Consider the following 12,418-nt stretch of genomic DNA (forward strand, 5'->3'; position numbering starts at 1 on the left):
GAAAAAAAATCCTCGGAGACCGAGGATTTCTTTATTTCGTTTGATCCAGCGTATTAGATTGGCTGAATGTTCGAAGCTTGCTTGCCTTTAGGGCCAGCGGTCACTTCAAAAGAAACGCGTTGGTTCTCTTGCAGGGACTTGAAGCCGTTCGACTGGATAGCCGAGAAGTGAGCGAACAGATCTTCGCCGCCTTCGTCAGGGGTAATAAAGCCGAAACCCTTCGAATCATTGAACCATTTTACGATGCCAGTTGCCATTACAATTTCCTATTTCAGTTAAGTTGGGCTTGCGCCCGTTATATCGTTTGAAGCAAGAAAGAAATGACAGACAAACTGCACTACTACCTCGAATCCAACGATGCCCAATTATACCAACAAAACTGAGAAAAACCATTCTTTCGCAAAATAAACTTGCGAACACTACTTTAATAGCCAAATCCCCGTCTTGCGGCGCCCTGTACCAGCGGCATGGACACACTATATCCTAATCTGCGACGCGGGTGCTTTGCGTTGCATCAAATGAATCATTGCAACCACATTACTATGGCGCGGTCACTCACGCGATAAAGTGGGTGGCAGCCGCATCGCGCCCTGCCCAGTCCAATAGCGCCACCACTTGCGCCCGCACGGCGGGCCATTCCGCCACCGCTTGCGCAGGGGCATTGAGCATGGCACGCACCAGCTGTTCGATGCGCCGGCATTCCTGGCCCAGCGCGGCAAAGCCAAAGGTAGCGGCAGAGCCGGCCACCGCGTGCAGCGCGCGGTGCAGCTCCGTCAAGGGTTCCAGGCGGGGGCCTTCGCTGTCGCAGCGGCCGCTTGCCTGCGTGATCGCCTGCAACAGGGCCGGCACGCCAGCCGCATATTTCTCATTCAGGGCACGCAAACGCGCGCGAAAATCCGGATCGATCAAGGTTGCCATCGCAATACTCGCCTGAGTTGGCTTACTTGGTGCCAAAGATACGGTCGCCGGCATCGCCCAGGCCAGGCACGATGTAGGCGTGGTCGTCGAGGTGCGAATCGAGCGAGGCGCAGAACATCTTGACGTTCGGATGCGCGTTCTGGAACACGGTCACGCCTTCCGGTGCGGCCACCAGGGCCAGGAAGATGATCTGTTCGTCCGTGACGCCGCGCTTCTTCAGCACGTCGACGGCATACACGGCCGAATTGCCGGTCGCGACCATCGGGTCGCACAAGATAAAGGTGCGCTCGTTCAAGTCAGGCAGGCGCACCAGGTATTCCACCGGCATGTGGGTAGCAGGGTCGCGGTACACGCCGATGTGGCCGACGCGCGCCGATGGGACCAGGTTCAGCAAGCCATCGCTCATACCGATGCCGGCACGCAGGATCGGCACGATGGCCAGTTTCTTGCCAGCGATGACGGGCGCGTCGATGGTGACCAGCGGGGTCTTGATTTCGCGCGTGGTCAGCGGCAGGTCGCGCGTGATTTCATAGCCCATCAGCAAGGTGATTTCCTTGAGCAATTCGCGGAAGGTGCGCGTCGACGTATCGTGCTCGCGCATGTGGCTCAGCTTGTGCTGGATCAAAGGGTGATCGGTAATGAACAAATTCGGGAAGCGTGGATCTTGTTTCATGTTATTTTTCTTTCTCTGCTATCTGGCGCGGCGGCAAGCCTGGGCCGCAGGCGCGCTGTGTATCGATAAAATGATGGATTGCAGCATTATCCCAGCCCCCAGCCCGCCTGTGGCCGGAATTTTCGAAATAATTGCGTACCCGGGCCGAGGCAAACTCAGTACTCGCGCAGCGCGCGCGCCAGGATGGCCGCGCAATCGGTGCCGGCCGGCAAGCGTCCATACGCCCCGCCCGGTGCCTGCGCCAGCCGCGACTGCAGGAACGCTTGCGCAACAAACGGTGGCGCATGGCGCAGCAGCAAGGCCCCCTGCACGGCCAGCACGATGCGCTCGGATAATTGCCTCGCGCCAAATTCGTCCGTCTGCGGCCCGTCCAGGTCGGCCAGCAGGCGCGCGCGGTAGTCGACCAAAATGGCATCGTCATCGCCGGCCAGCGCCAGCTCGGCCGCCAGAGCGTCGCGCGCGGCCGGCGACTTGCCGAAGGCGCGCAAAACGTCGAGGCACATGACGTTGCCCGAACCTTCCCATATCGAATTGACGGGCAGTTCGCGGTACAGGCGCGCCAGCGGCGCATCTTCCACATAGCCGGTGCCGCCCAGCACTTCCATCGCCTCAAAGCCGAAACCGGGACCGCGCTTGCAGATCCAGTACTTGCCGGCCGGCGTGAGCACGCGCGCCAGCATCGCTTGCTGCGGATCATCCTTTTCATCGAAACAGCGGGCCAGGCGCAGCGCAAACGCCGTGGCGGCTTCCGATTCCAGCGCCAGGTCGGCCAGCACGTTCTGCATCAGCGGCTGCTCGGCCAGCGGCTTGCCGAACACGGCCCGCTGGCGCGCATGGTGCAGCGCCTGGCTCAAGGCGGCGCGCATGATGCCGGCGCTGCCCAGCACGCAATCGAGGCGCGTGTGGCTGGCCATTTCCAGGATGGTGGGTATGCCCCGCCCCGGCTGCCCCACCAGCCAGCCGTAGGCATTGGTAAATTCCACTTCGGAAGAGGCGTTCGAGCGGTTGCCCAGTTTATCCTTCAGGCGCTGCACGCGGATGGCGTTGCGGCTGCCGTCGGGCAGGTAGCGGGGCAAAAAGAAACAGGACAATCCGCCCTCGTCCGCCTGCGCCAGGATCAGATGCGCGTCGCATTGCGGCGCCGAGAAAAACCATTTGTGGCCGACGATGCGCCAGGCGCCGCCGGCCTCGCTGCCGAACAGGGCTTGCGCCTCGGCCGGCGGCACGGGCACGGCGCGCGTGGTGTTGCTGCGCACATCGGAGCCGCCCTGCTTTTCCGTCATGCCCATGCCCACCAGGGCGCCGCGCTTCTGCTCCACGGGCAAGGAGCGGGGATCGTATTCGCGCGAGAGGATTTTCGGCAGCCAGCGCTGCGCGATGTGCGGCAGGTCCAGCGCCTGGCGCAAGGCCGGCACCGAGGCATACGTCATCGTCACGGGACACTGCGTGCCGTTTTCCACCTGCCCCACTAATAGATAGGCCGCCGCGCGCGCCACCTGGGCGCCTGGGCCGGGCGAGGCCCACGGCGAAGCGTGCGCGCCCGCGCCCACGAGGATGGCCATCAGTTCATGCCAGGCCGGATGGAACAGCACCTCGTCGACGCGGCGCCCGGCGCGGTCGAACTGCTGCAACTCGGGCGTGTGGATATTCGCCTGGCGCGCCAGCGCATAGGTCTCGGCGCGGCCCAGCTTTTCGCCGAGCGCATCGATCTCCTGCAACGCCGCGCCGCCGCCCTCGCGCAGCAGCGCTTCGATCAGCGCCGGATCGCAGGCGAACAGATTGACATTTTCAAAAGGCGTGGCCTGGTTGAAAACTTCATGCGTGTCAAAGGCATTCATGGGAGTCTCCCGCGATTTGTTATCATGGCGCCCTTGCCGTCGCTGGCGCACCGTCAACACCGTCTGCCAGCCAGACTAGCGCAAAGCGCATGGCGGGGCAAGCGCGCCAGTGGATGCAGGCGCAGATAAATGTTTCTATGTGGAATGAAAATGCCTGCGTATGTCGCGCGGCATGATTTTTTTCATGGAAGGCAGGAATATTTACAAAACCTGAAGCAATGTTGCTCTATTTCATGTAATCGGGTGCTTTTCAATGATACATTTCGTGTGGATCGCGTTCCGATAGCCGCCCTTTCGGCCCCTATGGCACGCCTCACGCACGATGCACTCTTTCCGTTGGCGCCCTGCCCTGCAGCGAGCGCCGGCACTGATAATAAAAAGGTAAAAGCCAGCACGATGTTTTCCAGTACCCCATCCGCCGCCCACCGCGAGGCTCGCCACGAGTTGGACAACCTCATGGAAGAGGCAGGCGACGTCGTGTTCCGGCTCGATACGGACGGCCTGATCCTGTTTGCCAGCAAGCGTGCGGCCACCCTGTTTGGCGCGCCATCGGGCCTGTCCGGCCACTTGCTACTGCCGCTGGCCGCCGAAGCGTCGCGCGCTGCGCTGCAAGCGGCGCTGGAAGACGCCCTGGCCGAACCGGGCCGCCTGGAAGTGCGCCTGCAAACGCCGGACCAGGAAATCTGGTTCGAGCTGCGCCTGTCTTCTTATATGAATGCGGCCGGCGTGGCCGAATTGCTGGTGGTCGGGCGCGACACCTCGGCCCAGCACAATACGGAAGAACGGCTGCGCCACATGGCCACGCACGACGCGCTCACGGGCTTGCCGAACCGCTTGCTGCTGTCGGACCGCATCCGCATGGTGATCGCCCAGGCCGCCCGTTCGGGCCAGGGCTTTTCCGTCGCCACCATCGGCCTCGATGGCTTCAAAAAGGTCAACGATGGCCTGGGCCACCCCGTCGGCGACGCCGTGCTGCGCCTGGCCGCCGCGCGATTGCGCAAGACGCTGCGCGACAGCGACACCCTGGCGCGCGTGGGCGGCGATGAATTCGTCGCCGTGCTGCCCGGCAGCGCCACGGACGCGCAGATCAAGCTGGTGACGGGCCGTCTGCTGGCCACCCTGCAGGCGCCGTTCGAAGTGGACGGCCACACGATCTACGTGGGCGCCTCCGTCGGCGTCTCGATCTATCCGCTGCACGCGGAAGATGAAGTGCGCCTGGTGGCGCTGGCCGATGCGGCCATGTCGCGCGCCAAGGAAACGGGCAAGGCCCGCTGCCTGGTCTACAGTCCGCGCCTGAATGGCCCGTCGGAACACGATATTTCGCTGGAAGCGGCGATGTTCCACGCCGTGCGCGAAGGCGAGTTCCTGCTCTTTTACCAGCCCATCGTCGATGCGCACACGCGGCAAATCCAGGGTTTCGAAACCCTGATGCGCTGGAAGCACCCGACCCTGGGCCTGGTGCCGCCCGTGCGCTTCATCCCGATTGCCGAAGCCAATGGCCTGATCAACCTGCTGGGCGCCTGGGCGCTGAAAGCGGCCTGCGTACAGCTCAAGCAGTTCCAGGAAGTGGCCAGGCGGCCGCTGTACATCTCCGTCAACATCAGCCCGCGCCAGTTCCGCAACGACAAATTCCTCGACGTACTCGATGACGCCATCGCGTTTTCGGGACTCTCGGGCGAACACCTGGTGCTGGAAATTACGGAAGGCACCCTGATGATCGACCCCGTGCATGCGGAAACCATCCTCGTCAAGATGACGGAGCGCCGCGCGCGCATCGCCATCGACGATTTCGGCACCGGCTATTCCTCGCTCGCGTATCTGAAGCGCTTCCCCATTTCCGTGCTGAAGATCGACCGTACCTTCATCAAGGACTTGCCCGAATCGAGCAAGGATGCGGCCATCTGCAACACCATTCTCGACCTGGCCAAGCACTTGAACCTGTCCGTGGTGGCCGAAGGCGTGGAGACCGAGGAACAGATGCACTTCATGGAGTCGCGCGGCTGCCAGTATGTGCAAGGCTACCTGACGGGCAAGCCGATGCCGGCCCACGCCGCGCTATCGGCCTTGAGCGACAAAACCTATGCGGCGCTGGTGCCTGCGCCGTCTGCCAATGAACCGCGCGGAGGGGTGCAATGAATCCAGGCCATTTCACGGCGCCGACACAGCTCGGCAAAAACACCCTGGACCTGCTGTGGGCGCGCACGCGCCAGCAGGGCGACATGCCCGGCTTCGCGAAAGCCATCAGCGCCATCCTGGGCGCCATGCGCGGCGAGGATGACCACGAATTCGACATCACGCAAACGGTGCTGTCCGACCCTGTCCTGACGCACAAGGTACTGCGCCTGGCCAACAGCGGCATGTATTCGGCCTTCGGCCAGCGCGTCAATACGGTCTCGAAGGCCGTGCTGGTGCTGGGCATCGACGCCATCGGCCACCTGGCGCTGGGTCTGAAACTGATCGAGGAGCTGTCGCAGGCGTCGCCCGACTCCGTCAGCGCCCACGTGGAAATGGAAAAGGCCGTGCTGGCCGGGATGGTGGCGCAGCAGGTGGCCACCAGCGCCGGCAGCCTGCAGGCGGAACAGGCTGTCGTCTGCTCGATGCTGCACACCCTGGGCCGCATGATGGTGACGTTCTACATGACGGACTTCTGGGCGCGCATGCAGGCGCATGCGGGTCCCGGCAACGAGGCGGCCGCCGCGCGCGAAATCCTCGGCCTGTCGCTGCCGGAAGTGGGCTATGCCACGGCCGCCCACTGGGGCTTGCCGCAGCATCTGATCAACGGCATGCGTCCGATGGACCCGTCGCCGGACAACTCCCCCGTCAGCGGCGCCGACTGGATGGCCGGACTGTCGACGATGGCGGCGCGCTGCGCCGACTCGCTGTGGCATGACGATGCGGCCGGTGCGGCGCAGGTGCACGCACTGATCGACGATTATGCGGGCACCCTGGGCATCACATCGACCGATCTGGTGGCCGCCGTGGACAAGGCCAAGGCGATGGCGGCGGCCGACCTGTCGATCGCGCCCCTGTCGAAACCGGCCGAGCGGCGCGCGCGCCAGCTGGCGTCGACGCGCATGCGCGCCGAAGGCAACCGCGTATTAATAGGCGGCCTGGCCGACCTGCGCGGCGCCATCGGCAGCGCCAGTCCGGGACAGATGGTCTCGATGGCGCTCGAAACGCTGCACCAGGGCTTCGATTTTTCACGCTCGGTGGCATTCGTGCGCAACCACAGGGATCATCTGTATTCGGCGCGCATCAGCATGGGCGAAGGCATGGCCGACCTGCAGGACCTGATGGTGTTTGGCGACGCGTATGAACCGAACGTCTTCCACGCGGCCCTCAACAGCGACCGCGTGATCTTCATCGACAATGCGCGCGACCCGAAATTTGCCGCCAAGCTACCGCAATGGTGGAAAGCCACGCTGTCGGAAGCGCGCAGCTTCGTCGTGCTGCCCCTGTCGGCCAACGGCCACCCCACGGGATTCCTGTACGGCGACTGGGACGACAGCTTCCCGCCGATCCAGTTGAATCAGACGGAATTCAACCTGATCAACGATATCCGGGCGTTGCTGGTGCAGTCGGTGGAGATGCGCCATCAGCTCGAGCTGGTGGCGAACAAGGTGGCGTGATACAAATGATGTCGGATTACGCGCAAGCGCTAATCCGACCTACATGGCATGGGTCGTAGGTCGGATTAGGGCCGCAGGCCCGTAATCCGACAACATTCAGCTTATTTCAACTTTGGCGTCGAAACCGACACATCGCCGCATTGCGCGCGGTGCATCAGGGCGTGGTCGATCAGGACCAGCGCCAGCATGGCTTCGGCGATCGGCGTGGCGCGGATGCCCACGCACGGGTCGTGGCGGCCGAACGTTTCCACCATCACGGGATTGCCTTCTTTATCGATCGAGCGGCGCGGCGTGCGGATCGACGAGGTCGGCTTGATGGCGATCGAGACGCTGATATCCTGCCCCGTCGAAATACCGCCCAGTACGCCGCCGGCGTTATTGCCGATAAAACCTTCCGGCGTCAGTTCGTCGCCGTGCTCGGAACCCTTTTGCGCCACCGAATCGAAACCGGCGCCGATTTCCACGCCCTTGACGGCATTAATGCCCATCATGGCGTAGGCGATGTCGGCATCGAGCTTGTCATAGATGGGCTGGCCCAGGCCAACAGGCACGTTTTGCGCGATCACATCGATGCGCGCGCCGATGGAATCGCCATCGCGGCGCAACTGGTCCATCGCCGCTTCCATGTGCGCGATCAGGTCCGCGTCGCCGCTGGCGGCAAAGAATGGATTCGCATGCACGTGCTCCCAGGACTGGAACGGCACGGGAATGTCGCCCAGCTGACTCATGCAGCCCTTGAAGGTGGTGCCGTATTGCTGCAGCAACCATTTCTTGGCGATCGCCGCCGCCCCCACGACGGGCGCCGTCAGGCGCGCCGAGGAGCGCCCGCCACCGCGCGGGTCGCGCACGCCGTATTTATGCCAGTAGGTGTAGTCGGCGTGGCCGGGGCGGAAGCTTTCCGCGATATTGCCGTAATCCTTGCTGCGCTGGTCTTCATTGCGGATCAGCAGCGCGATGGGCGTGCCCGTCGTCACGCCCTGGTACACGCCGGAGAGGATTTCCACCGTATCGGATTCCTGGCGCTGCGTCACGTGGCGCGAGGTGCCCGGCTTGCGGCGGTCCAGTTCGGGCTGGATATCGGCTTCCGACAGGATCAATCCTGGAGGACAGCCATCGATCACGCAGCCGATGGCCGGACCATGCGATTCGCCGAAAGTGGTAACAGTAAACAGCTTGCCAAAAGAATTGCCGGACATAGTAGGAAGTGTAAGGACTGGAAAACTCAATTCTACCAGCCTGCGGGACATGCCATGCCGCTAATGCCGCAGCAAGGCCGGATATTCCCCACCGATCTCGCCATTTTAAAATCCCGCGTATTTTTTCATATAAAAAATACCAAATAAGAGTTGCAATCATGCAATACAAGAAATATTGCACTCCACAGGATACTTAAAAAAACATTTTGCTTATTAAATAGCTATATACTTGGATGATGGGCGATCAGAAAATGGGCGAGTCTCGGCAACACTTGAGTGCTGCTTTTTCGATGTGCCCTGAGTGCATCAGAAATGGCCAGGGCTAGGCGCGCCGCCGAAGACAGTACGCGAGTACGGCGAGGCGGTGCAACAACGCCATGGACATTTCTGATGTGCTCACATCCCGTACTGAGTCATCCTGGAGAAGCTATACATGCCCGCACCGATCATCCCCCTTGACGCCAACAAGGACGATCACGACGACCTGGTATTCCTCGATGAGCAACCAGCGCCGCCGCTGGCCGTCGCACCGCGCAGCGTCTGGCGGGTGATGATCATCGACGACGATGAAGACGTCCACTCCACCACCACTTTCGCCCTGGGCAACCTGGAAATGCAGCACCGCCCGCTGGAATTCGTGCATGCGTATTCGGCCGGCCAGGCGCGTGAACTGCTCAAGCATGAAGACGACATCGCCGTCATCCTGCTCGACGTGGTGATGGAGCAGGATGACGCGGGCCTGCACCTGGTGCGCTATATCCGCGAAACCCTCAAGATGACGGATGTGCGCATCATCCTGCGCACGGGCCAGCCCGGCTATGCGCCGGAAATCGACGCCATCCGCGATTTCGACATCAACGACTACAAGACCAAGTCCGAATTGACGCGCATCAAGCTGTTTACCACGGTGACGGCCGCCATCCGCTCGTACGAGCAGATCCGTTCGATCAGCAGCAGCCGGCGCGGCCTGGACCGTATCGTCCACGCCAGCACGCAGCTGATGGCGCTGCATGGCGTGCAGAATTTCTCGGCCGGCGTGCTGGCGCAGATCGCCGACCTGCTGGGCATCCGCGCCGACGGCGTGCTGTGCGTGCAGGACTTGCAGGACAACGGCTCCCGCGAACTGCTCGTCTCGGCCTGCACGGGCAGCTTTTCCAGCTTGCCGCACAGCGCCCTGTGCGGCCTGCAAAATCCCCGCGTGATGGCCGCCATCGAACACACGCTGGCGCAACGGCGCAATGTGTACGCGCATGACTACGCCACCCTGTACTTCGCGGGCAAGGCCAGCCGCGACGCGGCCGCCTACCTGGTGCTGCCGCGCCCCCTCTCGGCCATCGATGAAAGCCTGCTGGAAGTCTTCTGCAGCAACGTCGCCGTGGGCCTCGACAACGTCGAGCTGGTGTCGCACCTGCACAATGCCGCCTTCTACGATCAATTGTCGAAGCTGCCCAACCGCACGCGCCTGGTGGAGATCCTCGACGCCACCCTGGCCGGCCCCGCGCGCGACGACGCCACCCTGTCGCTGGTGGACCTCGACCATTTTGCCGAGACCAACGACGCGCTGGGACACCAGTTCGGCGACATGCTGCTGGTGGCCGTGGCCGGACGCCTGCAAACCCAGCTGGGCCCTCACCTGACGGTGGCGCGCCTGGGCGGCGACATCTTTTGCGTGCTGGGCGACTCTTCGCAAGTCAACCCAAGCAAGATCCTGGCCCTGTTCCAGGCGCCGTTCTGCATCGATGGCCAGGACGTGCAGCTGTCCGCCACCCTGGGCCTGGTACGGCTGGGCGAACATGCGGGCACGGGCGCCGACGCGCTGAAGGATGCCGATATCGCCCTGAAACGGGCGAAAAGCCAGCAACGCGCCGGGCACTTCTATTTCTCGCGCAGCATGGGCATCGAAATCCGCGAACGGGTGCGCATGATGCATGCGCTACGCACGGCCTTCAGCCAGGACCAGCTGTTTGTCGTGTATCAACCGCAGATCGACCTGACCACGCGCCGCCCCGTGGGCGCCGAAGCGCTGCTGCGCTGGCAGACGCCGGACGGCAAGTTCATCTCGCCCGACCGTTTCATCCCGATTGCCGAGTATTCGGGCATCATCATCGACCTCGGCGAATGGGTGCTGCGCACGGCTTGCCGCGAACTGGTGCTGCTGCGCGAGCAGGGCCACCGCAATTTCGTCATGTCCGTCAACGTGTCGCAAGTGCAGTTCCGCCACCCGCTGTTCCTGGAAATGCTGCGCGCGGCGCTGGAAGAGACGCAGGCCCCGCCCGAATTCATCGAGCTGGAAATCACGGAATCGATGGCCATGGAAGAGCCGGACCTGCTGATCAAGATGTTGTGGCAGATCAAGCAGACGGGCGTGAGCATCGCCATCGACGACTTCGGCACGGGCTTCTCGTCCCTGTCCTATTTGCAGCGCCTGCAAGTCGACCGCCTGAAGATCGACCGCGCCTTCGTGACGGAAATCACGGGTTCCGCGCGCGGCAGCAGCATCGCCGAAATGGTCATCCAGCTGGGCCGCAACCTGGGCCTGGCCGTGATCGCCGAAGGCGTGGAAGACGAGCGGCAAGCGCAAATCCTGCAGGCGCTGGGCTGCCCCATGGCGCAAGGTTTCCTCTTCGCCCGCCCCATGACGGCCACGGCGCTGGGCACCTGGCTGAACAATGAAGCGCTGCAGGGCGCAGCATAGGCGTCAGCCTGGATAGACAATGCAAAACGCCGGCGGTGCCGGCGTTGTTTTTACTGCAGGAGTGAAGCTTAGTCGGTGGTTTCAGCCGGCCAGTCGCGTATATATGCCTTGAGCATCTGGTTCTCAAAGCTTTGCGCTTCCAGCACGGCGCGCGCCACGTCGTAGAAGGAAATGACGCCCAGCAAGGTCTTGGCATTCATGACGGGCAGGTAGCGCGCGTGTTTTTCCAGCATGATGCGGCGCACTTCGTTGACTTCCGTATCGGGGGTCACGGTGATCGGGTGGTCGTCCATGTGCTTGCGCACGGTGCCGCCGCCGATCTGGCCCGCGTTTTCATGCAGCGCGTTCAACACTTCGCGGAAGGTCAGCATGCCGACCAGGTCGCCAAATTCCATGACCACCAGCGAACCGATGTCTTTTTCAGCCATGGTATTGGCCGCGTCAAGCAGGGGCTGGTCAGGCGTGACCGTGTAGAGGATATTGCCCTTGACTTGGAGAATTTCAGATACTTTCATATTGGCCGTCCTGTCCGCGTGATTGGTATTTTAGTTATTCTAGCCCTTACTGCGACTGTAGCCTATGCCTGCGGAAAAATCCAGCCTTGCGCGCAATCAAATCGAGGGGGATTGCGCGCCCTTTGCATCACGTTCTGCGGCGGAACCAGCCGGCGATGGACAGGCGCTCGCGCGCCGTCGGCAATACTTCGTGCAGCATCTCGCCCGACATGAACATCGCCATGCGGCCCGCTTGCGGCAAGACGTCCACCACGGGCCGGCCCTGCGGATGCAGGCGCAGCGCGCCGCCGTGCTCGGGCAGCCAGTCGTCGTTCAGGTACAGCACGACGGACACCGTGCGCTTGTCGTCGTCGCGGAAACGGTCCAGATGGGCCCGGTAAAAGGCGCCCGGCGCGTAGAGGGCAAAATGGCTTTCGTACTCTTCCAGTCCCAGGAACAGCTCACGGTTGAGCATGCAACGCAGCGCTTCCATCTGTTCCAGGTAGCGGTCGCAAGCGGCTGAGCGGCCCGTTTCCAGCCATTCGATATGGTCGCCGCGGATGTCCGGCTGCAGCAGCGGCGCATGGCCGCTGCCTACGCCGGCGCCCTTCATCTTGCCGCTGAGCATGGATTGCACGCATTCGGCGGCCAGCTGGCGGCTCAGTTCGGGGGAGATGAAATGCTCTTGCATGAGCCAGCCTGCCTGGCACAGGCCGTCGACGATAGATGGTCCGGGAACGGCAAGGGAGCCGTCGAACGATATTGCGGGCATAAAATCTTTCCTGGTGGACATGCGATGAGAGTTCGCCTGAAGCCCAGGATTTCGCTTGCACGCAGCAGCCTCTCCTGCGGCGCGGCGCACGCGCGCAGGTAAAACAGCCCGAATATCGCTGATCCGGTATCCTACCACCGCCGTGCCGCGCCGGTCACTTTTTTTACACTTCAGGTTACACGCGCAGCCCGCCAGCACGGCGC

The 12,418-nt window shown here is 62.6% G+C and carries 10 protein-coding genes; 3 read left to right on the forward strand and 7 right to left on the reverse strand.

Going from position 1 to position 12,418, the window contains the following annotated elements; all coding sequences use genetic code 11:
* Window positions 1–53 precede the first annotated feature (53 nt).
* From U0004_RS17695 to U0004_RS17710, 4 genes are all read right to left on the reverse strand, one after another.
* Window positions 54–257, reverse strand: coding sequence for a cold-shock protein (locus U0004_RS17695; protein ID WP_010398811.1), 204 nt, complete (start codon window positions 255–257; stop codon window positions 54–56).
* Between the two features lie 298 nt (window positions 258–555).
* On the reverse strand, window positions 556–918 hold the full coding sequence (locus U0004_RS17700; RefSeq protein WP_070255864.1) for an Hpt domain-containing protein: 363 nt from the start codon (window positions 916–918) through the stop codon (window positions 556–558).
* A gap of 22 nt (window positions 919–940) precedes the next feature.
* A complete protein-coding gene (upp, locus tag U0004_RS17705) occupies window positions 941–1,591 on the reverse strand; it encodes a uracil phosphoribosyltransferase (RefSeq protein WP_010398816.1) in 651 nt (216 codons plus the stop codon).
* A 155-nt stretch (window positions 1,592–1,746) separates the two neighbouring features.
* Complete coding sequence (locus U0004_RS17710) at window positions 1,747–3,429, reverse strand: isovaleryl-CoA dehydrogenase (protein ID WP_070255862.1); 1,683 nt, start codon at window positions 3,427–3,429, stop codon at window positions 1,747–1,749.
* Window positions 3,430–3,825: 396 nt separating this feature from the next.
* Here U0004_RS17710 and U0004_RS17715 point away from each other — a divergent pair, with 396 nt between their 5' ends.
* A complete protein-coding gene (locus U0004_RS17715) occupies window positions 3,826–5,565 on the forward strand; it encodes a putative bifunctional diguanylate cyclase/phosphodiesterase (RefSeq protein ID WP_034784441.1) in 1,740 nt (579 codons plus the stop codon).
* Complete coding sequence (locus U0004_RS17720) at window positions 5,562–7,058, forward strand: HDOD domain-containing protein (RefSeq protein ID WP_070255859.1); 1,497 nt, start codon at window positions 5,562–5,564, stop codon at window positions 7,056–7,058. The genes U0004_RS17715 and U0004_RS17720 overlap by 4 nt, the downstream gene beginning before the upstream one ends.
* Before the next feature lie 101 nt (window positions 7,059–7,159).
* Here U0004_RS17720 and aroC read toward each other — a convergent pair whose 3' ends face one another.
* On the reverse strand, window positions 7,160–8,254 hold the full coding sequence (gene aroC / locus U0004_RS17725) for a chorismate synthase (protein WP_070255856.1): 1,095 nt from the start codon (window positions 8,252–8,254) through the stop codon (window positions 7,160–7,162).
* Between the two features lie 433 nt (window positions 8,255–8,687).
* On the opposite strand from aroC, the gene U0004_RS17730 reads away from it, so the two are divergent.
* Window positions 8,688–10,949: a putative bifunctional diguanylate cyclase/phosphodiesterase gene (locus tag U0004_RS17730; protein WP_070255853.1), complete on the forward strand. Its 2,262-nt coding sequence runs from the start codon at window positions 8,688–8,690 to the stop codon at window positions 10,947–10,949.
* Between the two features lie 68 nt (window positions 10,950–11,017).
* Here the strand turns inward: U0004_RS17730 and U0004_RS17735 are convergent, their stop codons facing one another.
* Window positions 11,018–11,464, reverse strand: coding sequence for a CBS domain-containing protein (locus U0004_RS17735; protein WP_010398828.1), 447 nt, complete (start codon window positions 11,462–11,464; stop codon window positions 11,018–11,020).
* 127 nt (window positions 11,465–11,591) lie between these two features.
* Window positions 11,592–12,215 (reverse strand): 2OG-Fe(II) oxygenase, encoded by a 624-nt coding sequence (locus U0004_RS17740; protein WP_070255850.1) that lies wholly within the window; start codon window positions 12,213–12,215, stop codon window positions 11,592–11,594.
* Between the last annotated feature and the right edge of the window lie 203 nt (window positions 12,216–12,418).

It is taken from the genome of Janthinobacterium lividum (genome assembly GCF_034424625.1).
In the GTDB taxonomy this organism is placed as follows: domain Bacteria; phylum Pseudomonadota; class Gammaproteobacteria; order Burkholderiales; family Burkholderiaceae_D; genus Janthinobacterium; species Janthinobacterium lividum.